The organism is Nocardia bhagyanarayanae (genome assembly GCF_006716565.1).
Taxonomy (GTDB): Bacteria; Actinomycetota; Actinomycetes; order Mycobacteriales; family Mycobacteriaceae; genus Nocardia; species Nocardia bhagyanarayanae.
Map to the genome: position 1 here is coordinate 2782117 of NZ_VFPG01000001.1, position 26424 is coordinate 2808540.

At 69.1% G+C, this 26424-nt stretch carries 19 protein-coding genes; 5 read left to right on the forward strand and 14 right to left on the reverse strand.

Features of this window, described 5'->3' with window-relative positions:
* Positions 1-61: 61 nt before the first annotated feature.
* Genes FB390_RS11870 through FB390_RS11885 form a run of 4 tightly spaced genes read right to left on the reverse strand, consistent with a single transcriptional unit; the run spans position 62 to position 3600 of the window.
* On the reverse strand, positions 62-766 hold the full coding sequence (locus FB390_RS11870; protein ID WP_185757007.1) for an ABC transporter permease: 705 nt from the start codon (positions 764-766) through the stop codon (positions 62-64).
* Entirely contained in the window at positions 763-1425 is a 663-nt protein-coding gene (locus tag FB390_RS11875) for an ABC transporter permease (RefSeq protein WP_141809001.1), read from the reverse strand. Before FB390_RS11875 ends, FB390_RS11870 begins: the two co-directional genes overlap by 4 nt.
* Before the next feature lie 49 nt (positions 1426-1474).
* Positions 1475-2641 (reverse strand): ABC transporter ATP-binding protein, encoded by a 1167-nt coding sequence (locus FB390_RS11880; protein ID WP_141809002.1) that lies wholly within the window; start codon positions 2639-2641, stop codon positions 1475-1477.
* 26 nt (positions 2642-2667) lie between these two features.
* Positions 2668-3600 carry an ABC transporter substrate-binding protein gene (locus tag FB390_RS11885; RefSeq protein WP_141811702.1) on the reverse strand — a complete coding sequence of 311 codons (933 nt, stop codon included), beginning with the start codon at positions 3598-3600 and terminating at the stop codon, positions 2668-2670.
* A gap of 177 nt (positions 3601-3777) precedes the next feature.
* On the opposite strand from FB390_RS11885, the gene FB390_RS11890 reads away from it, so the two are divergent.
* From FB390_RS11890 to FB390_RS11900, 3 genes are all read left to right on the forward strand, one after another.
* Positions 3778-4674, forward strand: coding sequence for a glycine betaine ABC transporter substrate-binding protein (locus tag FB390_RS11890; RefSeq protein WP_246123978.1), 897 nt, complete (start codon positions 3778-3780; stop codon positions 4672-4674).
* A gap of 139 nt (positions 4675-4813) precedes the next feature.
* A complete protein-coding gene (locus FB390_RS11895; protein ID WP_246123979.1) occupies positions 4814-5587 on the forward strand; it encodes a PadR family transcriptional regulator in 774 nt (257 codons plus the stop codon).
* A gap of 50 nt (positions 5588-5637) precedes the next feature.
* Positions 5638-7110: a DHA2 family efflux MFS transporter permease subunit gene (locus FB390_RS11900; RefSeq protein WP_141809003.1), complete on the forward strand. Its 1473-nt coding sequence runs from the start codon at positions 5638-5640 to the stop codon at positions 7108-7110.
* 43 nt (positions 7111-7153) lie between these two features.
* Here FB390_RS11900 and FB390_RS11905 read toward each other — a convergent pair whose 3' ends face one another.
* Together FB390_RS11905 and FB390_RS11910 are read right to left on the reverse strand one after the other, a co-directional pair.
* Complete coding sequence (locus FB390_RS11905; RefSeq protein ID WP_141809004.1) at positions 7154-9085, reverse strand: molybdopterin-dependent oxidoreductase; 1932 nt, start codon at positions 9083-9085, stop codon at positions 7154-7156.
* 169 nt (positions 9086-9254) lie between these two features.
* A complete protein-coding gene (locus FB390_RS11910; RefSeq protein ID WP_221639245.1) occupies positions 9255-9806 on the reverse strand; it encodes a CGNR zinc finger domain-containing protein in 552 nt (183 codons plus the stop codon).
* 84 nt (positions 9807-9890) lie between these two features.
* Here FB390_RS11910 and FB390_RS11915 point away from each other — a divergent pair, with 84 nt between their 5' ends.
* Entirely contained in the window at positions 9891-10754 is an 864-nt protein-coding gene (locus FB390_RS11915) for an alpha/beta fold hydrolase (protein WP_141809006.1), read from the forward strand.
* A 78-nt stretch (positions 10755-10832) separates the two neighbouring features.
* On the opposite strand, the gene FB390_RS11920 is transcribed toward FB390_RS11915, so the two are convergent.
* The 4 genes from FB390_RS11920 to FB390_RS11935 all read right to left on the reverse strand — a co-directional run bounded on the left by FB390_RS11920 (position 10833) and on the right by FB390_RS11935 (position 16035).
* Entirely contained in the window at positions 10833-12626 is a 1794-nt protein-coding gene (locus FB390_RS11920; RefSeq protein ID WP_141809007.1) for an AMP-dependent synthetase/ligase, read from the reverse strand.
* A gap of 126 nt (positions 12627-12752) precedes the next feature.
* Entirely contained in the window at positions 12753-13670 is a 918-nt protein-coding gene (locus FB390_RS11925; protein ID WP_141809008.1) for an alpha/beta hydrolase, read from the reverse strand.
* 5 nt (positions 13671-13675) lie between these two features.
* Entirely contained in the window at positions 13676-14506 is an 831-nt protein-coding gene (locus tag FB390_RS11930) for an SDR family NAD(P)-dependent oxidoreductase (RefSeq protein ID WP_141809009.1), read from the reverse strand.
* A gap of 5 nt (positions 14507-14511) precedes the next feature.
* Positions 14512-16035, reverse strand: coding sequence for a flavin-containing monooxygenase (locus tag FB390_RS11935; protein ID WP_141809010.1), 1524 nt, complete (start codon positions 16033-16035; stop codon positions 14512-14514).
* Positions 16036-16095: 60 nt separating this feature from the next.
* Here FB390_RS11935 and FB390_RS11940 point away from each other — a divergent pair, with 60 nt between their 5' ends.
* Positions 16096-16740 carry a TetR/AcrR family transcriptional regulator gene (locus tag FB390_RS11940; RefSeq protein WP_141809011.1) on the forward strand — a complete coding sequence of 215 codons (645 nt, stop codon included), beginning with the start codon at positions 16096-16098 and terminating at the stop codon, positions 16738-16740.
* 33 nt (positions 16741-16773) lie between these two features.
* Here the strand turns inward: FB390_RS11940 and FB390_RS11945 are convergent, their stop codons facing one another.
* From FB390_RS11945 to FB390_RS11960, 4 genes are all read right to left on the reverse strand, one after another.
* On the reverse strand, positions 16774-17685 hold the full coding sequence (locus FB390_RS11945; RefSeq protein ID WP_185757009.1) for an NAD-dependent epimerase/dehydratase family protein: 912 nt from the start codon (positions 17683-17685) through the stop codon (positions 16774-16776).
* A gap of 5 nt (positions 17686-17690) precedes the next feature.
* A complete protein-coding gene (locus FB390_RS11950) occupies positions 17691-18197 on the reverse strand; it encodes a TerD family protein (protein WP_281292306.1) in 507 nt (168 codons plus the stop codon).
* Positions 18198-18659: 462 nt separating this feature from the next.
* Positions 18660-22403, reverse strand: a complete 3744-nt coding sequence (locus tag FB390_RS11955) for a multifunctional oxoglutarate decarboxylase/oxoglutarate dehydrogenase thiamine pyrophosphate-binding subunit/dihydrolipoyllysine-residue succinyltransferase subunit (RefSeq protein ID WP_425465904.1) — start codon at positions 22401-22403, stop codon at positions 18660-18662.
* 175 nt (positions 22404-22578) lie between these two features.
* Complete coding sequence (locus tag FB390_RS11960; RefSeq protein ID WP_246123980.1) at positions 22579-26346, reverse strand: ABC transporter ATP-binding protein; 3768 nt, start codon at positions 26344-26346, stop codon at positions 22579-22581.
* Between the last annotated feature and the right edge of the window lie 78 nt (positions 26347-26424).

A 26424-nucleotide genomic window follows, 5' to 3' on the forward strand; every position in this document is an offset into this window, starting at 1 on the left:
TCCTACGGCCACAGTCATCGTGACCTAGATCACACCGAACGGTCAATAGGGGTTTGCGGACTTACGGGGTGGCGCGCAAGACGTTCACCGGACTCGCCGTCTTGCGCAGCCGTCCGGTGCCGGGCGTCGTCGCCCAGACGACGAGCGCGAGCAGTCCGTCCAGCAGCATCGCCAGCGCGGCCACCAGCAGCGCACCCACCAGCACCCGGTCGTATCGGTGCAGACCGAGCCCGTCGAAGATGTAGCGGCCGAGCCCGCCGAGGTTCACATACGCCGCGATCGTCGCGGTGGCGACCACCTGCAGGGTGGCGCCGCGCAGGCCGTTCACCAGGATCGGCATGGCGTTGGGCACTTCCACCCGGAACAGGATCTGCCGCTCGGTCATGCCCATCGCCCTGGAGGCGTCGACCACGTCGGCGGGCACGTTGGCCACGCCCGCGTACGCCCCGGCGAGCAGCGGCGGGATGCCGACGGTGAGTAGTGCGAGCAGCGGCGGGATCAGGCCGAGGCCGAGCAGCAGCACCAAGAAGGTGAGCAGGCCGAGGGTCGGCAGCGCGCGCATCGCGTTGGCGAAGCCGACGAGCACCGCCGCGCCCCGCCGTCGATGGCCGATGACGAGTCCGAGCGGCACCGCGATCAGCGCGGACCCGGCCACCGCGAGCAGTGTGTACCAAAGATGTTGCGCCAGGCGGAATTCGATGCCGGTGGGTCCGCCCCAATTGGCGCTGTCGGTGAGGTAGTGCCAGGCGTCGACGAACAGGTTCACGCGTCGGCCTTTCGCTGCGTTCGCCCGTCGGCTCTGGTCCACGGCGTCGCCCAGCGCCCGAGCAGGTACACCAGCCGGTCGAAGACGAGCGCGAGCGCCAGCGTCACGATGATGCCCGCCACGATCTCGTCCGGATAGTCGCGCTGATAGCCCTGGGTGAACAGCTTGCCGAGGCCCCCGACGCCGATCAGCGCGCCGACCGAGACCATCGCGATATTGGTGACGACCACGACGCGCAAGTTCGACACGAAAACCGGGACGGCCAAAGGCATGTCGACGGTCAGCGTGCGCCGCAGCGGTCCGAATCCGACGGCGTCGGCGGCGTCGACCACGGCGGCGGGCACCGAGTCCAGCGCCACCGGCACCGCGATGACCAGCAGCGCGGTCGAGTAGATGGTCAACGCGATGATCACGTTCCACGGGTCGATCGCCGAAATGCCGACCAGCGGCGGGATGATGACGAACAGCGCGAGCGAGGGCACGGTGTAGGCCAGGCTCGCCACGGTCACGGTGACCCGCCGCAGCCATGGGATCCGCCGGATCACCGCGCCGGCGGGGATGGCGATCACCAGACCGAACAGCAAGGGCAGCAAGGCGAGATACAAGTGTGTCTTGGTGATCTCGACGATTTCGGAGAAGTTGTCGATCAGGTATCGCACGCGGTCTCCCCTCCGTCGGCCGGACCGGTGACGTAGTCCGCGCGGTTCACTATCCTTTCCCGTCGCCGTTGGAGGCTCCCTGCTCGGTGGCGAGCCGGTCGCGTTCGCGGTCCTCCGCGTCGCGCTGTGCGGCGAGCTGGGCGATCACCTCGGTGGCCAGAACGCCGCCGCGCAGCCGGCCGGAATCGTCCACGGCCACACCGATTCCGGACGGCGAGGAGATCGCGGCGTCCAGCGCCTGGCGCAGGTCGCCGGTGGGGGTGAACAGCGAACCGCCCGCCGACATGCAGTCCGCGAGCGGCGTGCCCGCGCGCCGGGCTTCGACGGCGGTCAGATCGACCCAGCCGAGCGGCTTGACCGCCTCGTCCACCACGAGCACCCAGTCGCCCCGCTCCAGACGCAGCGCGCCGACCGCCCCCGCGGTGGCGGTCGGAATGTCGTGCAGCGGAACGTCGTCGGCGGAGCGGAAGGAGAGACCGCGATAGCCGCGATCGCGCCCGACGAACTCGGCGACGAAATCCGTTGCGGGTCCGGCGAGTACGCGCTGCGGCGGGTCGTACTGCTGGAGCACGCCCGCGCGCCCGAAGACCGCGAGCCGGTCGCCGAGCGTGATGGCCTCGTCGATGTCGTGGGTGACGAACACGATGGTCTTGTGCAATTCCGCTTGCAGCCGACGCATTTCGCTTTGCAACTCCGCACGCACCACCGGGTCGACCGCGCTGAACGGCTCGTCCATCAGCAGGATCGGCGGGTCGGCGGCCAGCGCCCGGGCCACCCCGACCCGCTGCTGCTGACCGCCGGAGAGCTGCGCGGGGTAGCGCTGGGCCAGGCCGCGGTCCAGGCCCACCCGGTCCAGGACTTCGAGCGCCGCCTTGCGCGCCGCCCGCCGCGAATCGCCGCGCAGCACCGGCACTGTCGCGACATTGTCCAGCACCGTGCGGTGCGGCAGCAGGCCGCCGCTCTGGATCACGTAACCGATGCCGAGGCGGAGCCGGACCGGGTCCATCGTCGAGATGTCTTGCCCGGCAACGGTGATCGTGCCCGTGGTGGGCTGGATCATCCGGTTGATCATCCGCATCGAGGTGGTCTTCCCGCAGCCGGACGGTCCGACGAACACGGTGAACGAGCCCGATTCGATGTGCAGATCGAGGTCGGTCACGGCGTGCGTGCCGTCCGGATAGGTCTTGCTGACGCCGCGGAATTCGATGTCCGACACTGCTGCCTTCCCTTCGCCCGCGGCGCTCACCCGACCGGAGTGTTCAACCCCTGCGCCGCTACCCACGCCTTGGCGGCCGCCGCCGGTTCGGTCTTGCTGCTGCCGGAGACGGCCTCGTTCAGCTCGATCAGCTCCTCGGTGGTGAGCTTGGCCGAGACCGCGTTGAGCGCGGCCACCGCCTTGTCCGACTTCTTGGCGGAGTTGAACAGCGGAATCACGTTCTGTGCCGGGAAGTTGTGCTTCGGGTCCTCCAGCACCACGAGATCGTTCTCGGCGATCGCGGGGGAGGTGGTGAAGATGTTGGCCGCGGTCACCTGACCCTCCACCAGCGCGCGCACGGTGGCCGGACCGCCGCCGTCGGCGATGGGGACGAAGTTGTTCGCGGCGATGTCGAGTCCGTAGTTCTCCTTCAGGCCTGGCAGACCGCCCTGCCGTTCCTGGAATTCCGCGGGCGCGCCGAACTTCACCTCGGCCGAATGCGCCGCGAGGTCGGCGATGGTGCGCAGGTTCCACCGTTCGGCGGTGGCCTTGGTGACCACGACGGCGTCGGAGTCCTGGCCGGGCGCCGGTGCGGCGGTGGCCAGCTGGTCGCCGAGGGCGCCCGCCAGCGCGGCCTCGACGTCGGCGGCGCTGGTCGCGGTCGAGTCGTTGTCCAAGTACTGCAACAGGTTGCCGGTGTACTCGGGGATCACCGAGATCGCGCACTGGCGCAGCGCCGGGATGTAGGCCTCGCGGCTGCCGATGTTGAGCCGGGTGTCCACCTGGAAGCCGTTGACCCGCAGGACCTCCGCGTACACCTGGGCCACGGTCTCGGACTCCGGGAAGTTCGCCGAGCCGACGATCAGGCTCTCGCCCGCACAGTCGCCGTCGGCGGCGAGCGGATCGGAATCGCCGCAGGCCGACAGGATCATGCCGACGGCGAGGAGCGTGGCGGCGGCGAGGAGCTTGGAGGCGCGCAGCGCGAGCCGCGGCGCCGATCGCCCGGCAAGGGGGGTGATCGTGGTCTTCACGGGAGTCCTTCCGGCAGATGCGGACGGTGCGTGCGGCCGAAGCCGGACGGGCACCGGTACATTCTGGTTGTCCATACTGCCCGCAACTGGGTGCTTCTGTCGGCTGTAGTCGTCTTCGGAGAGTTGGTGTCGCCGGTGGTTCTGGCCGCGTCGAGGCGGGTGCTTGCCCGGGTACTGGTGGTCGCGGCCACGGCGGCGGTCGTATCCTGCGGAAACGACGATGCCGGGCCGCCCTTCGTGGTCGGCGCGGGAGACGCGGTCGAATCGCGGGTGCTCGCGGAGATCTACGCCGGTGCGCTGGCCAGGACCGGGCTGCCGGTCACCGTGCTGCCGGAACTCGGCGAGCGGGCCGAATACCTGGCCGCCTTGGACGCGGGGCGGGTCGCGCTGGTCGGAGAGCACACCGGCGAACTGCTGGCCCACTACGACAGCGGGTCCGCGGCGCGCACACCGTCCGATGTGATCAAGGACCTGAATCGTTCGCTGCCGGAGGGATTGGTCGTCTCGGATCCGGCCGACGGGACCGATCTGCGGCCGCGGGTGCTCGTCACGGCGGAGGCCGCGCGTCGGGACGACGTGGATTCGGTCGCCGAGCTCGCGCCGCGGTGCGCGGAGCTGCGGGCCGGGGTGGCTCCCGCGCCGGACGTGTTGCGGGTGCCCGCCGCAGCGCCGCTGGCGGGGTGCGCCTTCGCGGGCGAGACGCCGTTCGCCGATGCGGTGGCACTGCGAAACGCGTTGCTGGACAGTTCGGTTCAAGCGGGCGTGGTCGGTGGACCGTCCGCGCTGACAGCCGCGGTCACCGACGGTCTGACGGTGTTGACCGATGCCGACTACGCGCTGCGCGCCGAGAACGTGGTGCCGGTGTTCCGCAAGGGGCTGCTCGACGATCAGCGCGTTCGGAAGCTGAACTATGTGGCTGGGGAGCTCACGACGGACGAGTTGGTCGAGATGATTCGGCGTGTTCGGGATGGGGCCGTGGCGGGGGATGTCGCGCGGACCTGGTTGGACGCGCACGGGTTGTAGTCCTGGCGCACTGTCGTCGGCACCGGGTAGCCGATGGCGAGCCGGTCCGCGGCGGTGTCGCTGATCACAGGATCACCGGTGTTTCACACCCTTGTCGCACCGATGCTCCGGGCCGTATATTCCACATGGAGTATTTGGTGTGGAGTATGTCGGAGCCCGCGACTACCGTGCGGGTCGGGTTCGGCGGCTCGTCTCCCGCGGCGCGGCGGGGTGGATTCCGGCTGGAGGTGATCACATGGGCCAGGCGCGTCCGGCATTGACCGCGTTGGCGGTCTCGGTGCTGGCGCTGCTCGAGGAGCGGCCCATGCATCCGTACGAGATGTACCAGCTGTTGCTCCGGCGGAACGAGGACCTGCTGGTCAAGCTGCGGCCCGGCTCGCTCTACCACACCGTCGCCCGGCTGGCCGACCAGGAATTGGTGCGCGCCGAGTGCGTCGACCGCGCGGGCAACCGGCCCGAGCGCACCACGTACCGGATCACCGCGTCGGGCCGGGAAGCGTTGCGCGCCAGGCTCAGCGAAATCCTGCGGTATCCCGCGCCGGAGTATCCGCTGTTCCCGGTGGCGCTGGCCGAAGCACACAACCTGCCCAAGGACGACGTGCTCGGGCTCGTGCGGGAACGGGTCGCACACCTACGGAACGATCTCGCCGATCTCGACGCCATGGCCGACTGGGCCCGCGCTCACGAGGTGAAACGGCGCTACTGGATCGTGCTGCCCTACCTGCGCGCCACTCTCTCCGCCGAGCTCACGTGGTTGACCGGTTTCCTCGACGAATTGGCTTGCGGCGCATTGGAGTGGGAGGAGTTCGACTCGCAGACCGGTGTGCGGCTGGCGGGGCCCGAGCACCCTTGGGCCGACGACCCCACGGAGCTGCCACCCGCGCCGCGGCGCTCGGCGGGAGCCACGCCGTGAGCTCGCAGAACGACCACCCTCATCGACCCTCCTGGAGAGGAACGAAACCCTTGTCCACAGAACGCAATCCGTGGCCGGCGCTGCTCGCGCTGGTCGTCGGCTTCTTCATGATCCTGCTGGACATGACGATCGTCGCGGTCGCCAATCCGGCGATCATGCAGGATCTCCAGGCCGACATCTCCCAGGTCATCTGGGTGACCAGCGCCTACCTGCTGACCTACGCGGTGCCGCTGCTGGTGACCGGCAGGCTCGGTGATCGCTACGGCCCCAAGAACATCTACCTGATCGGGCTCGCGGTGTTCACCGCCGCCTCGCTGTGGTGCGGGCTGTCGCACACGGTCGGCATGCTGATCGCCGCGCGTGCCGCGCAGGGGCTCGGCGCCGCGCTGATGACGCCGCAGACCATGGCGGTGATCACCCGCACCTTCGCGCCGGACAAGCGCGGCGCGGCGATGGGGCTGTGGGGCGGCGTGGCTGGCCTGGCCACCCTGGTCGGCCCGATCCTGGGCGGCGTGCTGGTCGACGGGTTGAGCTGGGAGTGGATCTTCATCGTCAACGTGCCGGTCGGCATCGTCGCCTTCGTGCTGGCGGTGTGGCTGGTGCCCGCACTGCCGACGAACCCGCACAAGTTCGACATCCCCGGTGTGCTGCTCAGCGGCGTCGGCATGTTCCTGCTGGTGTTCGGCATCCAGGAGGGCAACAGCTACGACTGGTCGGCGCGCATCTGGCTGACGATCGGCGCGGGCCTGGTGGTGCTCGCGGTGTTCGTGGTGAATCAGGCGCGCAACACCGGCGAGCCGCTGGTGCCGCTCGGACTGTTCCGCGACCGCAACTTCGCGCTGTCGAATGTCGCCATCGCCGCGATGGGCGCGACGGTCGTCTCGGTGATGGTGCCCGCGTACTTCTATCTGCAAGCGGTGCGTGAGTTGTCGCCGACCGAGTCGGCGCTGGTTTTCGCGCCCATGGCCATCGTGACCGGCGTCGCCGCGCCGTTCATCGGCAAGTTCGCCGACCGGCTGCACCCGCGCCTCGTGCCGACCCTCGGCTTCGCGCTGTTCGCGGTCTCGATCTTCTGGTGGTCCGCGATCATGACGCCGGACTCGAACCTCGCGTGGTTCCTGGTGTCGGCGGCGCTGGCCGGTTTCGCCAACGCCTGCATCTGGGCGCCGCTGGCCGCCACCGCCACCCACAACCTGCCCGTTCAGCAGGCCGGTGCGGGTGCGGGCATCTACAACACCACCCGCCAGGTCGGTTCGGTCCTCGGCAGCGCCGCCATCAGCGCCTTGATCGCGGCCCGCATGTCCGCCAACGGACTCGCGGGCGGCGCGCCCACCGCGGAAGGCGTCGGCCACGGCCCTGTCCCCCCGCAGATTCTCGGCGAATTCAGCTCCGCACTCAGCGAATCCATCCTCCTCCCCGCCGCCATCCTGCTGATCGGCGTCATAGCCTCGGCCCTCTTCATCCGCCACGGCGCGGCCACCCCCGCCGACGAACCCGCCAAGGTCGACATCGTCAAAGCCTGACCCTCGGCCACGATCTCGGCTCCGCCTCGGCGGGGCGGTCGAGTCAGCCGATGGTGAGGGTGATGGTGGGGTGGCCGGTGGCGCCGTCGGGGATGACGTCGCGGCGGTCGGCGGTTTGGGTTTCGCCGGTGCCGTCGGTGGCGCGGGCGCGGAGGGTGTGGGTACCGGGGGTGGCGACCCAGTCGTAGACCCATTGGCGCCAGGTGTCGATGGACTGTTCGGTGGAGAGACGGGCGGGGCGCCAGTCGCCGTCATCGATCTGGACTTCGACGGCGGTGATGCCGCGGTGCTGGGCCCAAGCCACGCCCGCGATGGGGATGTGGCCGGGTGGTCTGCGGACGCGGCCGCGCGGTGTGTCGATGCGGGTTCCGGTCTTGATCGGGCCGTGCGCCGACCAGCCGCGGCGGGTCCAGTAGGCGGTGGCGCGGTCGAATCGAGTGACCTCCAGTTCGGTCACCCATTTGGTGGCCGAGACGTAGCCGTACAGGCCGGGCACCACCAGCCGGGCCGGGTAGCCGTGCGAGACCGGCAGCGGTTCGCCGTTCATGCCGACCGCAAGCAGGGCGTCGCGGCCGTCGGTGAGCACGGCCAGCGGGGTGCCCGCCGTCCAACCGTCCTTGCTGCGGGAGAGCACCATGTCGGCGTCGGGATGCGGACCGGCTTCGGCGAGCAACTCGTCCAGGCGGTAGCCGCGCCACAGCGCGTTGCCGATCAGGTCGCCGTTCACCGGATTCGATACGCACGCCAGCGTGATCAGCCGCTCCACGACCGGTCGCCGCGCGAGATCCGCCCAGCCGATGCGGATTTCGCGGTCCACCATGCCGTGGATGCGCAGCGACCAGTCCTCGATCGACACCTGCGGCAGGAACAGCGCGGTGTCGATCCGATAGAAGTCGTCGTTGGCGGTGAGGTACGGCGTCAGGCCGGGCACCCGCAGATCGGCGTCGGGCAGCAACGCGATCTCCGGCTCGGTCGGCCGCGGCAGGACGACGGCCGCCCGCTCCCCGGAAACGTCCCCGCGGCGCGCCCCGAAGAGTCGCCCGCCCGCACCGGCCAGCACCGCCAAACCACCGGTAATGGCCAAGCCGCGCAGGAGCTCTCGCCGCTGCGGACCTGTCGCGAGGCGTCCGCCACCCTCGCGACCCGCCTCGGTCCCCGACTCGGCGGCACCGCCGGAATGTCCCGGGGTCGCCTCGGTGCCCAACTCGCCGGCGCCCGGAGTAGCACCAGGCGCGGAAGCATCGGCGCGCGGGTTCGTCGAACGGGAGGCGCTGTCCGCGTGCACGGCAGATGAAGCGGATGTTCCCACGGTTCGGCGGAAATCGGCCGCGGTCTGCTTGGGCTGCCCGGTGGAAGTATCAGCCGTCGGCGCGGGGCCGGAGGTGTCGGCGCGCGGAGTGGCGTCAGCGCCGACGGGCGTCGAACCAGCCCGCACTCGATCGCTGCGGGAATTGTTACCGGTCTCCGCGCGAGACCCTGGGGTAGTGGCGTCGGCGGGCACGCGACCGGAAGGTGTCGCGTTCGGCGGCTGTTCGGATACCGCGCCGGTAAACACATCCGCGATCTTTTCGGTCAGCACGCGGAGCGCGTAAACGCCCGCTGCCACGCCGATTACGGTCGGTATCGCGGCGAGGAAACCGTAGCGCTCGGCGGCGAGGAAGGCGGCGACCAAGCCGAAGAAGACGAGCAGCGTGGAACCCGTCGCGCGATCGACGCGTTCGAGTGCGCCCGCGAGACCCGCGACGACAACCGCGACAATTCCCATGCAGGCGAAAAGCACCGTCTTGTCGGCCGTGCCGAATGTGCTGATCGCCCATTCGCGCAAGCCGTCGGGAGTGTGGTCGACAACGGTCGAACCGAGCACGTACATCGGCGCGCTCTCCGACCGTATGAAAGCCGCGACCAACTCCGCCACACCGAGCGCCAGCCCGGCGGACAGTATCCCGGCAGCCACCCGCCACCGCAGTACGGCCATGCCGCGAGCCTACTGCGCCCACCTCACCCGCGCCCCCCGAGCGCAGACCACCATTTCTCTCCCGTCGATAGAGAAATGGATCCGACGGGGGAGAAATGGCGGACGAATCGCCCACTGCAGCCACCATTTCTCTCCCGTCGATTCCCGCTCACGCGATGAGGCGGCGGACCTACTCCTTGTGCTTGCGGTAGTAGCGCGCCACGCGGACGCGGTTTCCGCAGCGGTCCGGGGAGCACCAGCGGCGTTTGGGGTGGGCCGGGAGGAAGAGGAGTACGCAGTCGTCGGCTTCGCACCGCTTGAGTTTGGTGAGGGCGGGGTCGGTGAAAAGGTCGACCGCGGCTTCGGCGAGGACCGCCGACAGGCGGGCGGCCGGTGCGCCGTCCCGCTGGAGCGTGGCGACCACGGCGGCGCCATCCCAGTCCAGACGGCGGACGGCGGGCGCGGCGGACTGGGCGGCGGTGAGGGCGCGCAGTGCGTCGGCGGGCGGGCGGATGCCGTGCAGGAGCGCGTCGAGTACGGCCGAGATGTGGTCGCGTACCTCGTGCACGGCGGCCAAGTCGGCCGAGGTGGGACGGTCGAGCGCAAGTTCGGGGTGGCGCTCGGACTGCCGGGCGAGCCAGTCGGCCAGCTGTTCCGTGCTCGCGAGGAGGTCGGCGCCGAGCGGCCGGGTGTTGACCAGGTCCAGTGCCAGGGGCTCGCCGATCAGCGGGGTCGTATCCACGATCTAATGGTACATCTCCGTGTTGACACATTAGAACTGAACCGGCTAGAACTAATGCATCATCACCTAGGTAAGGCATGTGAAATGTTCGAGCTCCCCCGCATTCAGCACCGCACCGTCCAGATCGACGGCGTCGAGGTCTTCTACCGTGAATCGGTTCCGGATCGAGCCGATGCCCCAATCCTCTTGCTGCTACACGGTTTTCCTTCGGGTTCGCACCAATTCCGCGCGCTGCTCCAAGCTCTCGGCGCGAACTACCGCCTGATCGCCCCCGACTACCCCGGCTTCGGACAAACCCGCGCGCCCGGCGATTTCGAATACACCTTCGACAATCTGGCCGACGTGATCGAGCGGTTCGTCCAGGCTCTCGATCTGCGCCGGTTCGCGATGTACGTCTTCGATTTCGGCGCGCCGGTCGGCTTCCGGCTGGCCCAGCGCCACCCCGAGTGGATCACCGGCCTGGTGGTCCAGAACGGCAACGCCTACGAGGCCGGACTGTCCGAGGGTGCAAGGGAATTCGTCGCACTACGTCCCGAGCAGGAGGGCGCCGAGGACACCATCCGCGGGCTGCTCACCCTCGAAGGCACCCGCGGCCAGTACGAACACGGCGTGCCGGATCGGTCCCTGCTCGCGCCCGAGAGCTGGCTGCTCGACCAGCACTTCCTCGACCTGCCCGGCCGCAAGGAGGCGCAGATCGCGCTGGCCTTCGACTACCGGTCGAACGTCGACGCCTACCCCAGCTGGCAGCGGTGGCTGCGCGAACACACCCCGCCCACGCTCATCGTGTGGGGCGCCGAGGACCCGTTCTTCCCCGCCCCGGGCGCGCACGCCTATCTGGCGGACCTCCCCGACGCCGAACTGCACCTCTTCGACACCGGCCATTTCGCCTTGGAAACCCACCTGCCGGAGATCGCGCCGCTCATCGCGAAGTTCCTCGACCGCCGCTGATCGGCTGAAACCGCGAAAACGCGAAAGGCGCTGCCCGCGAGGTGAACTCGCGAACAGCGCCCTTCGGCGATCAGCCGATCAGCTGTAGATCTTCTCCACCTCGGAGGCGTACTGCTTCATCACGACGGCGCGCTTGAGCGACATCTTCGGGGTGAGCTCGCCGCCCTCCTGGGTCCAGTCGACCGCGAGGATGCGGGTCTTCTTGATCTGCTCGGCGTGCGAGACCTTCTTGTTGGTCTCGGCGATCGCCGCGTCGATCTCGGCGACCAGCTCGGCGTTCTCGATGAGCTTCTCGATCGCGGTGTCGGCAGGCAGCCCGTGGCGCTCCTTCCAGCCGGGCAGCGCCTCCGGGTCGAGCGTGATCAGCGCGCCGATGAACGGCTGGCCGTCGCCGACCACCATCACCTGGCTGATCAGCGGGTGCGCCCGCAGCGAGTCCTCGAGCAGCGCGGGGGAGACGTTCTTGCCGCCCGCGGTGACGATGATTTCCTTCTTACGGCCGGTGATGGTGACGAAGCCGTCGGCGTCGATGGCGCCGAGGTCACCGGTCTTGAACCAGCCGTCCGCGAAGGCTTCCTCGGAGGCCTCGGCGTTGCCCCAGTAGCCGCCGAACACCACGGAGCCGCGCAGCAGCAATTCACCGTCCTCGGCGATCTTCGCCGCGTGGCCCTCGATCGGACGGCCCACGGAGCCGACCCGGATGTGCTCGGGGGTGTTCACGGTGATGGCGGCCGTGGTCTCGGTGAGGCCGTAGCCCTCGTAGATGGTCACGCCGACGCCGCGGAAGAAGTGGCCGAGGCGCGCGCCCAGCGGGCCGCCGCCGGAGACGGCCGCCTCGCACTGGCCGCCGAGAGCCGCACGCAGCTTGCTGTAGACCAGCTTGTCGAACACCGTGTGCTTGAGCTTGAGCACCAGGCCCGGGCCGCCGTTGTCCAGCGCCTCGCTGTAGGCGATGGCGGTGTCCGCGGCGGCGTCGAAGATCTTGCCCTTGCCGCCGTCGTGCGCCTTCTGCTTGGAGGCGTTGAACACCTTCTCGAACACGCGCGGCACCGAGAGGATGAAGTGCGGCCGGTAGCTGCCGAACTGGTCGACCAGGGTGGACCAGTCGGCAGTGTGCGCGACGATCACCTTGGCGTCGAAGGCCGTCAGCGCCACCGCGCGCGCGAACACGTGCGCGAGCGGCAGGAACATCAGGGTCTTCTTGCCCTCGGTGATGTACTTCTTCAGCGCGATCCGGTCGGACTTGGACTCCGCGTAGAGGTTCGCGTGGGTGAGCATGACGCCCTTGGGGCGGCCCGTGGTGCCCGAGGTGTAGATCAGGGTGGCGGGCGAGGCGGCGCCGACCTGCGCGCGGCGGTCGTGCACGACCTGGTCGTCCAGCTCGGCGCCGCGGGCGATCAGCTCGTCGATGGCGCCCTTCTCGATCTGGAGGGTCTCCTTCAGATCCGGCAGCGAGCCCGCCTCGATCTCGTCGATGGTGGCGCGGTGCTTGTCGTTGTCGACGACGAGCAGCTTGGTCGCCGAGTCCTGCAGGATCCACTTGGCCTGCTCGGCGGCGGAGCTGTCGTAGATGGCGACGGTGCAGCCGCCCGCCGCCCAGATGGCGAAGTCGAGCACGGCCCACTCGTAACGCGTGGGGGCCATGATGGCGACGCGGTCGCCGAGTTCGATGCCGGAGGCGATGATGCCCTTGGCCACGCCGGTGACGGTTTCGGCGAACTCCGCCGCCGTGACGTCGCGCCACCCGCCGCTGCCGTTCGGCACATTGAACAGCACCGCGTTCGGCGTCTGCTCGGCGTGGCGGAAGACGTTGTCGGAATTGTTCGCGTCATCCGGAATGGTGTAGGAAGCCGGGACTTCGAACTCTCGCATCAGTGCCCTTCCACGTGGGTTTACTCGCCAGTAATCTACGACACCTTGTGCCGGGCCGTGTCATCGACTACCGAAAATCTCGCTGCTCGGTAATCGGTCGACACTTCCAGGACTCCTCTTGTCGTCTTATCCTAGGTCGCTGGCCGACACCGGCTGGACGGCATCGCGCAGGAAATCGGATAGTTCGCGCAGCGCGACGGCGGCGGGCCGGAACAGTCCGGCCTGCAGTTGCGCGACGTGCCATAGCCCGCGGCTCTCGGTGAACCGCACGTGCACGCCCGCGCCGCGCAGGGCCGCGACCAGCGCGACGCACTGCGCGTGCAGCAGCTCGCTGACGTCGACCTGCACGTAGGTCGGCGGCAGTCCGTGCAGCACTCCGCGCAGCGGCGCGTAGCGGGGATCGTTCCCGTCGCCCGCGCCGAGGTAGGCGGCGGCGCAGGCGCGCGACCAGGCCTTGTTGATCACCGTGTCGCCATCGCGATCGGGGATCTCGTTGGGATCGGTCCACGGCGCGATCAGGCCGAGCGCGGCCGGTGTCATCCCGTGCTCGGCGATCAGCCGCTGGGCGGTGGCCATGCTCAGGCCGCCGCCCGCCGAATCGCCCGCTATGGCGATCTGGTCGGGCCGGAAGCCTTTCTCCGACACCAATTCCAGGAACGCGGCGACCGCGTCGTCCAGTCCGGTCGGGCACGGGTGTTCCGGCGCCATCCGGTAGTCGAGGACATACACCGCGCTGCCGGTGTCGCGGGCCAGCTGCGCCGCCAGCGAGCGATGGGTGGCCATCGAGCCGACCGCGTAACCACCGCCGTGCAGGTAGAGCACGGCGGTGGCCGGGTTGGTCGAGTCGGCGATGTGCAGTTCGGCCGGACGAGCGCCGAGCCGCGTCTTGCGCACCGTGACGCCCGCGGGCATCAGTTGCAGCGGCGCACCGAGATCCATCAGCTTGCGCTGCACCGTGAACGGCAGTCGAGCGTTCAGCATCAACCGGAACACCGGCTTCAGCAGCACGCGGCCGACGGGCAGCGGAATATCGAACTCACGCATCGTCGTCAGGGCAGGAAGGGCCGGTTCACCGCGGCGGCGATGCGCTGGTAGCCGGAGGCCGTGACGCGCACGAACATGTCGAGCAGCTTCGCCTCCCAGCCGATCAGGACCCGGCCGTGGCCCTTGCGCACGCCCTCGGTGATGGTCTGCGCGGCCATCTCGGGGGTGTGCATCGCCAGCTTCTTGTCGAACATCGACGCGGCGGACTTGCCGTCGATGCCCTCGGCGTAGGTGGCGTTGCGGGCCACCGCGGTCTTGATACCGCCCGGGTGCACGCAGGTCACCTGCACCGGGTGCCTACCCACCAGCATCTCCTGGCGCAGCGACTCGGTGAAGCCGCGCACCGCGAACTTGGCCGAGTTGTAAGCGCTCTGGCCCGGCACGGCGATCAGGCCGAACAGGCTGGACACGTTGACCACGTGCCCGTCACCGGACTCGATGAGCATCGGCAGGAACGCCTTGGTTCCGTTGACGACGCCCCAGAAGTCGACGTCCATGATCCGCTCGATGTCCTTGAACTCCGAGCGGAGGACCTCGCCGTGGAAGGCGATGCCCGCGTTGTTGTAGACCTGGTGCACCACACCGAAGTGCGCCTTCACGGCGTCGGCGTAGAGCAGCACCGCCTCGCGCTCGGCCACGTTCAGCCGATCGGACTCGACCTCGGCGCCCAGTTGTTCGCAGCGGCGCACCGTCTCGGCGAGGCCGTCGGTGTCGATGTCGGAGAGCGCGAGCTTGGCGCCGCGCTTGGCCAGGTTCTCGGCCAGCGCGCGGCCGATGCCGGAGCCTGCTCCGGTGATGACACAGACCTTGTTCTTGAAGTAAGCGTCGTTGCTCACTGGTTTCACACTGCTTTCAGTTCGGCGGGCGCGGTTGTCGTCGCGTAGGCGGATACATCGAAATGCTTTGTCAGCCTACGGAATTGGAAGGTGAAGTCGGGCCACAGCGTCGTATTGTTGCCGTGCTTGTCCAGGTACCAGCTCGCGCAGCCGCCGGTGTTCCACACCGTCTTGCTCAGCTTGGCCTGCAGTTCCTTGTTGTAGCTGTCCTGCGCGTCGCGGCGCACCTCGACGGTGCGCAGACCCAGGCGGTCGACGGTGGCGAGCGCGTCGGAGATGTAGTTGATCTGGGATTCGATCATGTACACCATCGACGTGTGGCCCAGGCCGACGTTCGGGCCGAGCAGGAAGAACATGTTGGGGAAGTTGGCGATCGCCGCGCCCTTGTAGCCCTGCTGGCCGATCTCGTCGAAGACCTCGCTCAGCGTGCGGCCGTCCTTGCCCGTGATGGTCTCGTAGGTCGGCGAGTCGGTGACGTGGAAGCCGGTCGCCACGATCAGCGCGTCGATCTCGCGCTCGGTGCCGTCCTTGGTGACGATCGAGCCGGCGCGGATCTCCCGGATGCCGTCGGTGACCACGTCCACGTTGTCGCGGCTCAGCGCCGGGTAGTACTCGTTGGAGATGAGCATGCGCTTGCACCCGATCCGGAAGTCCGGGGTGACCTTCTTGCGCAGTTCGGGATCGCGCACCTCGTACTGCAGCTTGGCCTTGGCCAGCAACTGGAAGCCCTGCATCAGCGCGGGGAACTTGGCGAGGCCGACGACCTGGGTCTCGCGTGCGGCGTAAATGGCCGCGCGGGAGAGCCGCTGCACGCCGGGCACGTACTTGAACGCCAGCCGCTCGGCCTTCAGGTACGGCCGGTCCATGCGGGGCAGCAGCCACGGCGCGGTCCGCTGGTAGACGTCCAGCTTCGCTACCTGCGGCGCGATCGAGGGCACGATCTGGATCGCCGAGGCGCCGGTGCCGATGATCGCGACCCGCTTGCCGGTCAGGTCGGCGTCGTGGTTCCAGCGGGCCGAGTGGAAGATCTCGCCCTCGAAGGTGTTGATGCCCTTGATGTCCGGCAGGTTGGGCTCGCAGAGCGCGCCGACCGCGGAGACGACGGTGTCGGCGGTGAAAGCGCCCTTGCTGGAGGTGATTTCCCACTGCGCGGTGTCGTTGTTCCAGCGGGCGCCGGTCACGTCGCAGTCGAAGATGTGCTTGTCGAGCACGTTGTACTTCTTCGCGACGCCCTGGATGTAGGACTGGATCTCGCCCTGCCGGGAGAACGAGCGCGACCAATTCGGGTTGAGTGCGAAGGAATACGAGTACAGGTGCGAGGGGACGTCGCACGCGGCGCCGGGGTAGGTGTTGTCCCGCCAAGTGCCGCCCACATCGCTGCCGCGCTCCAGGACCAGGTAATCGTTGCGGCCCTGCTGGCTCAGCCGGATGGCGAGACCCAAACCGGCGAAACCGCTGCCGATGATGATCGTCTTGGCGTGGCGGACTGACCGGTCGCCGACAGCTTTGTCTGTAACCTTGCGACTCATATAGCGAGACTACGATCTTATTGAGCGACAGTCAACAGTAATTGAATTCCGTTCAGTAGCATGAGTGCCGTGGACAGCAAAGGCGCCGGTGCGAACGGCAAGCGGATCCGGCTGAGCCCGGACGAACGCCGTCAGCAGCTGCTCGCGCTGGGGGCCAAGATGCTCGGCGAGCGGACCATCGAGGAACTGTCGGTCAGCGAGATCGCGGCCCAGGCGGGGGTCTCGCGCGGTCTGCTGTTCCACTACTTCCCGACCAAGCAGGACTTCCAGCGCGAGGTCGTCCGGCACGCCAACGCCGAACTGCTCGAGCGGGTGGCGCCGGACCGGTCGCTGAGCATCTTCGACATGCTGCGCGATTCGATCGAGCGTTACGTCGACTACGTCAGCGAGAACCGCTCGTCCTACCTCGCGCTGTTGCGCGGCCCGACCAGCGTCAGCCCCGACCTGGTCCCGCTGGTCGACCAGACCCGCGACGCCATCATCGGCCTCGTCCTCGCCGAGGCCCCGACCCCCATCGACCCCGCCGACCACCCCCGGCTGATGCTCGGCATGCGCGGATGGATCGCGTTCGTCGAGGAAACCACCCTCACCTGGTTGCGCACCGAGCCGATCAGCCGCGAGGAACTCGTCGAGCTCTTGGTGGAATCGCTGCTCACCTTGGCGATCGCGTTGAGCCCGGAGCTGGCCTCCGCGCTACAGGGGTGAGCGGGCCGACGCTGAGCTTCCTCGTGAGCAGGTTCAGGGTGTTGGCGGGTAATGGCGCGTCCACATCTCGCGCACGATCGCTTCGATATCCCAGGTGGGCCGCCAGTCGAGTTCCCTTGCGGCGCGGGAGTTGTCGCAGACCAGGGTCGGGGGTTCCTGGGCGGCAGGGTGGTGTTCGACCGGGATGGGGCGGCCGGTGCGGCGGGTGGTGCGGTCGATCAGGTCGTTGATGCTGGTGCCGGTTCCGCTGCCGATGTTGTAGCGGTGGCAGGCGCCCGGGGCGGGGAGATGGGTGAGGGCGGCGGTGAAGGCGCGGGCGGCGTCCTCGATGTGCAGGTAGTCGCGTGTCGCGGTGCCGTCGCCGTTGATCGGGAGGCGGGCGCCGGTGCCGGCCGCGACGGCTCGTAGGCGGGGGAGGAGACGGGTGGGGTCGGTGTCGGCGCCGCCGACGAGATTGGACATGCGCAGGACGATCGCGGCGAGGCGGCCGGTCGCGGCCTGGGCGGCGATGGCGGATTCGGCCGCCTGTTTGCTCGCGGCGTACGGGTGGGGCGGTGCGTCGGGGAGGTCTTCGGTCATCGGCTGGATGTCGGTGGCGTAGATCGCGACGGTCGACGCGAAGACCATCTTCTCGATGCCCGCCCGTGCCATCGCCTCCAGCAGCGCCACGGTGCCACCGACGTTGACCTGGAAGTACGGCAGCGGGTCGGCGACCGATTCCCTGGCGCGGGTGAGTCCGGCCAGATGGCATACGGCGTCGACATCGCGGACAGCCGCCGAAAGCGATTCCGGCTGACGGAGATCGGCGAACCGGACCGGTAATTCCCTTGGAACACGGTCGCGCTCACGACGCACCAGGCCGACGACCTCGTACCCGTCGCGATCGAGGCGCTCGGCGACGGCGCTGCCCAGATAGCCGTCGGCGCCTGTGACCAGGACCCGCAACGACTTCAGACGAGGAACGGCGCCAGCTGCGGCACCGCCTCGACCGGATGCTCGGCCTGGATCTCCTCGTCGATCGAGCGGAACTCCCAACCCTGTTGCGTGCGAACGAGTTTGCCCGCGAGGAAGCCGGTGTGCGCGTGGATCTTGCTCAGGTTGTAGCGGGCGATCTCGGTCTCGGTCATACCGTCGATCACCCGGCAGAAGGCGTTGTCGATCTGCTCGAAGGTCTGGCCGGTGTAGCAGGTCACCAGAAGGATCACGGTACTGATCTGCGGGGCGATCCTGGTCAGGTCCATCGTGATCAGCTCGTCGTCGCCGTCACCCTCACCGGTGGTGCTGTCGCCGAGGTGCCGGACCGATCCGTCCTGCGACATCAGCTGTTCGTGATACACCACGTCGACGATCGCGTCGTTGGCGAACAGCAACGCCGCCGCGTTCAAGTCGATGTCCTTCGTTCTCCCCGGCAACCACCGCCGCTGGGCCGCCGGATCCCATCCGACACCCATCGTCACGAGGGCCAGGGAACCCCCACCCGCATTGGGAACCACGTTCCACCAATCCCTTCCGCCACGCGGCGCGCCCACCACGCCACGTCCCCACCCTATGGTCCGCCGCGCCGTCCCGCCGGTAGATCCGCCCGCGCCACACCCGTTTCCGCTCGCGGACGGTGCACACCACCGCAAACCGGACACCACCGCAACCCGCCACCCATGCACCGACCACTATTTCCCTACCGAGCGCAGAGAAATGGTTCCGACGGGAGAGAAATGGTTGCCGCCACGCCGCTCCCAACCACCATTCGACTACTGAACTCCGCCCGGCCGCCACGCGTCGGCGGGGAACGCACCTGGCAGCCCCGGGGCACAGCGACGCGGCAGCCATCAGACCAGATACGGACCAGGAAACGGCGAACGCCGGGGCGAAACCGACTGATGGGACAGCGGTTTCGCCCCGGCGCTCGGGACAGCTAGAGATCAGCTGGTGGGGGCGAACGCCTCCGCGACGATCTCCGCCTGCTCGACGGCGTGCACCTTCGACGAACCCGAGGACGGGGCCGACATGGCGCGGCGGGAGATGCGGCGGAGTTTGCCGAGGCGCTCGGGGAGCAGCTCGGGAAGGTTGAGGCCGAAGAAGGGCCAGGCGCCCTGGTTGGCCGGTTCCTCCTGCACCCACGCGATGTCGGTCGCGTTCGGGTACCCCTCGAGGGCTTCGTTCAGGCGGAACTTGGGCAGCGGGTAGAGCTGCTCGATCCGCACGATGGCGATGTCCTCGCGCTTCTGCTTGGCCTTCTCGGCGACCAGCTCGTAGTAGAGCTTGCCGCTGGTCATCAGCACGCGCTTCACCTTGCCGCGGTCGCCGATGCCCTGCTCGTAGGTGGGCTCGTCGAACACGGAGTGGAACTTGGACTCGGTGAAGTCCTTCAGGTCCGACACCACGGCCTTGTTGCGCAGCATCGACTTCGGGGTGAAGACGATCAGCGGACGACGGATGCCGTCGTGCGCGTGGCGGCGCAGCAGGTGGAAGTAGTTCGCCGGGGTGGACGGCACCGCGACGGTCATCGAGCCCTCGGCGCACAGCTGCAGGAAGCGCTCGATGCGGCCGGAGGTGTGGTCCGGGCCCTGACCCTCGTGGCCGTGCGGCAGCAGCAGCACCACGTCGGAGAGCTGGCCCCACTTGGCCTCACCGGAGGAGATGAACTCGTCGATGATGGACTGCGCGCCGTTGACGAAGTCACCGAACTGCGCCTCCCAGAGCACCAGCGCGTTCGGGTTGCCCAGCGAGTAGCCGTATTCGAAACCGACGGCGGCGAACTCGCTCAGCGCCGAGTCGTGCACCGCGAACCAACCCGGGTTCTGGCTGCCGATGTTGTGCAGCGGGGTGTACTCCTCGGCGGTCTTGCGGTCGATGATCACCGCGTGCCGCTGGGTGAAGGTGCCGCGGCGCGAGTCCTGACCGGTCAGGCGCACCGCGCGGCCCTCGTCGATCAGCGTGCCGAAGGCCATCAGCTCGGCGAAGGCCCAGTCGACCTTGCCCTCGTAGGCCATCTCGCGGCGCTTCTCCAGCACCGGCTTGACGCGCGGGTGCACGTTGAAGCCGTCGGGCACGTTGAGGAAGGCGTCGCCGATGCGCTGCAGCACGGCCTTGTCGACCGCGGTCTGCACGGTCGCGGGCACCTTCTGGTCGTCCTCGACCGACTCGCTCGGCCCCGGCGGGAACTTCTCCAGTTCGCGGACCTCGTTGAACACGCGCTCCAGCTGGCCCTGGTAGTCGCGCAGCGCGTCCTCGGCCTCTTTCATGGAGATGTCGCCACGGCCGATCAGGCTCTCGGTGTAGCTCTTGCGCACCGAGCGCTTGGTGTCGATGACGTCGTACATGTACGGCTGGGTCATCGACGGGTCGTCGCCCTCGTTGTGGCCGCGACGGCGGTAGCAGATCAGGTCGATGACCACGTCCTTGCGGAACTTCTGGCGGAAGTCGACCGCGAGCCGCGCCACCCAGTCGCAAGCCTCCGGGTCGTCGCCGTTCACGTGGAAGATCGGCGCGCCGATGAACTTGGCGATGTCGGTGGAGTACTCGGTGGAGCGGCTGTTCTCCGGTGCGGTGGTGAAGCCGATCTGGTTGTTCACCACGATGTGGATGGTGCCGCCGACCCGGTAGCCGCGCAGACCCGAGAGGTTCAGCGTCTCGGCGACCACGCCCTGGCCCGCGAACGCGGCGTCACCGTGCAGCATCAGCGGCATGACGGAGAAGCCCTCGGGGCCGTCGCCCTTGTCGAGCAGGTCCTGCTTGGCGCGGACCAGACCCTCGAGCACGGGGTCGACCGCCTCCAGGTGCGAGGGGTTCGCGGTCAGCGAGACCTCGATCTCGTTGTCGCCGAACATCTGCAGGTAGGTGCCGCGCGCGCCGAGGTGGTACTTCACGTCGCCGGAGCCGTGCGTGGCCGCCGGGTTCATGTTGCCCTCGAACTCGGTGAAGATCTTCGAGTACGGCTTGCCGACGATGTTGGCGAGCACGTTGAGGCGGCCGCGGTGCGGCATGCCGATGACGACCTCGTCGAGCGAGTGCTCGGCGCACTGGTCGATGACCGCGTCCATCATCGGGATGACCGCTTCGGCGCCCTCCAGCGAGAAGCGCTTCTGGCCGACGTACTTGGTCTGCAGGAAGGTCTCGAAGGCCTCGGCCGCGTTCAGCCGGTTCAGGATGTACTTCTGCTGCGCGACGGTCGGCTTGACGTGCTTCTGCTCGACGCGCTCCTGGATCCACTGCAACTGGTCGGTTTCCAGGATGTGCATGTACTCCACGCCGATGTGGCGGCAGTACGCGTCGCGCAGCACCGAGAGCACGTCGCGCAGCTTCATCCGCTCCTGGCCGTGGAAGCCCGCGACGTTGAACTCGCGGTCCAGGTCCCACAGGGTGAGGCCGTGCTGGGTGACGTCCAGGTCGGGGTGGCTGCGGAACTTGTCCTTGATCAGGCGCAGCGGGTCGGTGTCGGCCATCAGGTGGCCGCGGTTGCGGTAGGCGGCGATCAGCTCGAGCACGCGCGAGCTCTTGTCGACGCCGCGCTCCTTGACGTCCTTGCGCCAGCGCACCGGCTCGTACGGCACGCCGAGGCCGTGGAAGATCTCGTCGTAGAACTCGTCGGAGATCAGCAGCTGGTGGATGGTGCGCAGGAAGTCACCGGACTCCGCGCCCTGGATGATGCGGTGGTCGTAGGTGGAGGTGAGCGTCATCAGCTTGCCGACGCCCAGATCCGCGACGCGCTCGTCGCTCATGCCCTGGAACTCGGCCGGGTACTCCATGGCGCCCGCGCCGATGATCGCGCCCTGACCGTTCATCAGGCGGGGCACCGAGTGCACGGTGCCGATGGTGCCCGGGTTGGTCAGCGAGATGGTGACGCCGGAGAAGTCCTCGGCGGTCAGCTTGCCGTCGCGGGCGCGCCGGACGATGTCCTCGTAGGCGGTGTGGAACTGCCCGAAGGTCATCTCCTCGGTGCCCTTGATGGCCGCGACGACCAGCGAGCGGCTGCCGTCCTTGCCGGGCAGGTCGATGGCGAGGCCGAGGTTGGTGTGCGCGGGGGTGACCGCGTTCGGCTTGCCGTCGATCTCGGCGAAGTGCCGGTTCATGTTCGGGAACGACTTCACCGCCTGCACGATGGCGTAGCCGAGCAGGTGGGTGAAGGAGATCTTGCCGCCGCGCGTGCGGGCCAGGTGGTTGTTGATGACCAGACGGTTGTCGATCATCAGCTTGGCCGGAATGGCGCGGACCGAGGTCGCGGTCGGGATGGCCAGCGACGCGGACATGTTCTTCGCGACGGCGGCCGCGGCGCCGCGTAGCACCTTCGCCTCGTCGGCGGCCTCGGTGGGCTTCGGCCCGCCGGAGGTCGGCGCGGCGTTGGAGGTCGGCGCCGGGGTGGTCTGGGGGGCGCGCGCGGCGGTGGCCTTCACCGCGGCCGCGGGCTTGGCGGCGGGCGCGGGAGCCGGAGCGGGCTTGGCGGCGGCCGGGGCGGGCTTCGCGGCCGGGGCGGGAGCCGGGGCGGAGTTCTTGGTCGGCGCGGCGGTCCGAGTCGGCACAGCGGTCTGGGTCGGCGCAGTGTTCTGAGTCGGCGCAGTGGGCTGCGAGTTCGTGGCGTCGCCGCTCGCTTCGGGGGTGTAGTCGGCGAGGAACTCGTGCCAACTCTCATCGACGGATGATGGATCCTGTTTGTACTTCTGATACATCTCGTCGACTAGCCACTGGTTCTGTCCGAACTGGGAAGTTGAGCTGCTCACAGCAGGTGTTCGCCTCATTTCGTTCTTCGCGCTGCGACGTTTGTGACGTGCCCGGCATGGGGATCAGCGGATGCGCGCCGATGGACCCTCTGTCGAGGATATGCCCAGCGGCAAATCGGCGAAGCTACCCACCACCGGACAGACCCAAACTCTTCTGTGCAGACTCGTCCGGGTCCGAGAATATTCCTCCCGTTTCGCGGGCCGCCGCCCAGAGGCGGGTATACGTTCCGCCCGCCGCGACCAGGTCGGCGTGCGTCCCGAATTCCGTGATCCGGCCCCGCTCGACGACCGCGATCCGGTCGGCGCGCGCGGCCGTGCCGAGCCGGTGCGCGACGACGACCGTGGTGCGCCCCCGGGTCAGCGATCTGCTCGCTACCAGCACCGACGACTCGGTTTCCGGGTCGAGGGTCGCGGTGGCCTCGTCGAGCAGTAGGAGGTCGGGACGGACCAGTTCGGCCCTGGCGAGGGCGATCAACTGACGCTGCCCGGCGGACAGTCCGCGCCCGCGTTCGCCGACCGGTTGCCGCAGTCCGAGGGGTAGCGCGGCGATCATGTCGGTCGCACCCACCGCCGCGGCGGCCGCGCGAATCTCTGCCTCGGTTGCGGATGGTTGTCCGAATGCAATGTTGCTGGCGACGTCGCCGGTGAAGAGGTGAGCTTCTTGGGGGACGATGCCGAGCCGGGAACGGTAGTCGGCGAGGCGGTAATCGCGGATGTCGACGTCGTCGACGACGATCGCGCCGGTGGACATCGCTGTGCCGGAGTCCGCGTCGGACTTCGTGCGGACGGCCCGGGCATCGCTTCGCTCGGTGCCCGCTTCGTCGGCGCCGCCGGGTGCCCGCGGCAGGTCGTAGAGGCGGGCGAGCAGCTTCACGATCGTCGACTTGCCCGCGCCCGTCGGCCCGACCAGCGCCAGCGTGGACCCGGCCGGAATACGCAGCTCGACATCGTCCAGTGCCGGAGTCTCGGTTCCGGGATAGCGGAAACGCACGTGATCGAGCGCGACCTCGCCGCGCAGACCGTCGGTGATCGCCACGGCGTCCGGCGGATCCGCAGCGATCGAGGACGGCGTGCGCAGCAGTTCGCCGATGCGCCGCAGCCCGACCCTGGCCTGCTGGTAGCCGTCGAAGACCTGGGACAACTGCATGATCGGGCCGAACAGCAGCTGTAGATACAGCACGAAAGCGACAAGCGTGCCCGCGCTGGTCGCGCCGACGGCGACCTCCCGCGCGCCGACGAAAACCACCGCGGCCAGCGCCAGGTCGGCCCAGGCGATGACAAAGGCGAAATACAGCGCGATCGCCCGCTGCGCCCGCATCCGGGAGTTGCGGTAGCGCTCGGAGTACTCGGCGAACCGCCGCGCCGCGCGCGGTTCGTGCCGGTTGGCCTGCACCGCGCGCAGGCCGGTGACGTTCTCCTGGAAGTCGGCGTTCACCGTCGACACGCGTTCCCGCGACACCGTGTAGGCGGTCGAGGAGAAGCGCCGGAAGATCACCGTCGCCACGATCAGCGGTGGCAGGGCGAGCAGGGCGACCACGGCCAGCGAGAGGTCGATGACCAACAGCGCCACCGCGATGCCGAGCAAGGTGAGCACGCCGATGAGGGTGGTCGCCACGCCGGTCTGCAGGAAGCTCGACAGCGCGTCCACGTCGGTGGTCATCCTGGTCATGATCCGGCCGGACAGTTCCCGCTCGTAGTAGTCCAGGCCGAGGCGTTGCAGGTGCGCGTAACTGCGCACGCGCAGGCCGTAGAGGACGCGTTCGCCGGTGCGCGCGGTGAGCACGATGGTCGCCGCGCCGACCGCGAAGCCCGCCGCGACCAGCGCGATCCCGAGCCCCGCCGCCCGCACGAGCGCGTCGGACTGTCCGGCGCTGACGCCCGTATCGATGGCGTAGCGCACCAGCGCGGGGAAGGCCACGCCGACGAGCGCGTCCAGCGCGAGCAGGCTCACCACCGTCAGCACCAGCCACCGCACCGGGCGCATCAGCCGCGTCAACCGGAAGCCCGGGTCGGGTTCGCGCAGCGCGCGGTCGTCGAGGCCGGGTTCCTCGGTGGCGGGCGGGAGTTCCTCGATGGTCCGGCGCAGCTCGGGTGTCTCGGCCAGGTCCGCGGCAGCGGCCCCGAAACCACCCGCCCGCCCGGCGGCGCGCGGTGTTCTCGTCGGCTCCTCGGGTTCGATCGTCGCGGGCACCGGCCGGTGGGCGGGCGCGGGCAATCGGATGACCCGGTCGGCGTGGGCGAGCGTCGACTCGCGGTGCGCCAGGATGATCGTGGTGCGGCCGCCGCGGTCGGGCAGGGTGTCGAAGATGGCGGCCTCGGTGACCGCGTCTACCGCGGAGGTGGCGTCGTCCAGCACCAGGATGCGCGGGCGGGCCAGCAGCACCCTGGCGAGCGCGATGCGCTGCCGCTGGCCGCCGGAGAGGGTCAGCCCGCGCTCGCCGACGACGGTGTCGTATCCGTCGGGCAGTTCGCCGATGAAGTCGTCGGCGGCGGCCAGCTTGGCGGCCTGCCTGATCTCCGCGTCGGTGGCGCGCGGGTTGCCGAGGGCGATGTTCGCGGCGATGGTGTCGGAGAACAGGAACGGATCGTCGAACACCACACCGACGGCGGCGCGCAGGTCGGCGGCGGCCACGTCGGCGATGTCCACCGGCTTGCCGGCGTCGGGTCCGTCGCCGAAGAGCCGGATGTGGCCCGCGTCGGGCGCGTAGAAGCGCGGCAGCAGCAGCGAGAGCGTCGTCTTACCCGACCCGGCGGGTCCGATGATCGCGACCGTCTCGCCGGGGCGCACGGTGAGGTCCAGATCGCGCAGGATCGGCAGGTCCGGATCGAAACCGAAAGTGAGCGAATCCATCTCGATCCCGAGCGGGCCGTCCGGCAGCGCGGCGGGCACGGGCGGATCGGCGATCACCGGCGCGGAGTCGATGACCTGGAAGACGCGCTCGGCGGCGGCGCGGGTCAACTGCGCCAGGATGACGACCGAGGACATGGCGCGGGTCGCCGAGGTCATGGTCGCCACGTAGGCGGCGAAGGCGAGGAAGGTGCCGAGCCCGATGGAGCCGCGCAGCGCCAGCCAGCCGCCGAACGCGATCACCCCGACCAACCCGGCCTGCGGTATCGCCGCGACCACCGGCGCGAAGCGGGCGTCCACCCTGGCCGCGCGCATGCGCTCGGCGTAGAGCCTGCGGCCGTGCCCTTCCAGCACGTCGACCATCCGGGCCTCCTGCCCGAAGCCCTTCACCACCCGCACGCCGGTGACCGTCTCCTCGACGTGCTGGGCCAGATCGGCGGCCCGCTGCTGGGCCGACCAAGTCGCCGCGAACAGGCGCGGCCGCATCCGATAGACCACCGCGGCGATGCCGGGCACCACCAGCAGCGCGACTACCGCCAACGGCGGCGAGAGCCACAGCATCACCCCGGCCGCGAGCAGGAACTGCAACAGCGCCATACCGGAGAGCGGCACCATCGCCAGCAGACCCTGCACCAGCTGCAGATCCGTGATCGAACGGGAGACCACCTGACCGGTGCGCAGCGCGTCCTGACCCGCGCCGTCGAGTCGCTGCAGCGAACCGAGCAACCGCACCCGCAGGCCGTGCTGGACGTCGAGCGAGAGACGGCCCGCGAGCAGCCGCCTGCCGAACGCCGCGGCGAACCGCCCGGCGGCCAGCAGCGCGAGCAGTGCCGCGATCACGCCGATCACCTCGGTGTCGCCGACACCGGCCGCGTCGACCGCGCGCTTGGTGAGCAGCGGCGCGGCCACCTCCACCAGCGCGCCCGCCAGGACCGCGGCCGCGACGCCCGCGATGGTGCCGGGATGTGACCGGCTCTCCGCCCACACCCGCCGTATCCAGCCGCGCCCCGTCGTGCTCTGCTCAGTCGTCGTCGGCTCACTCAATTGCGCTGTCCACCGCCCCTTCATCGAACTCCCCTCCCAGTCTTCGCCGCCGAACGGAGTCCGTCGAAAGCCCGCGCA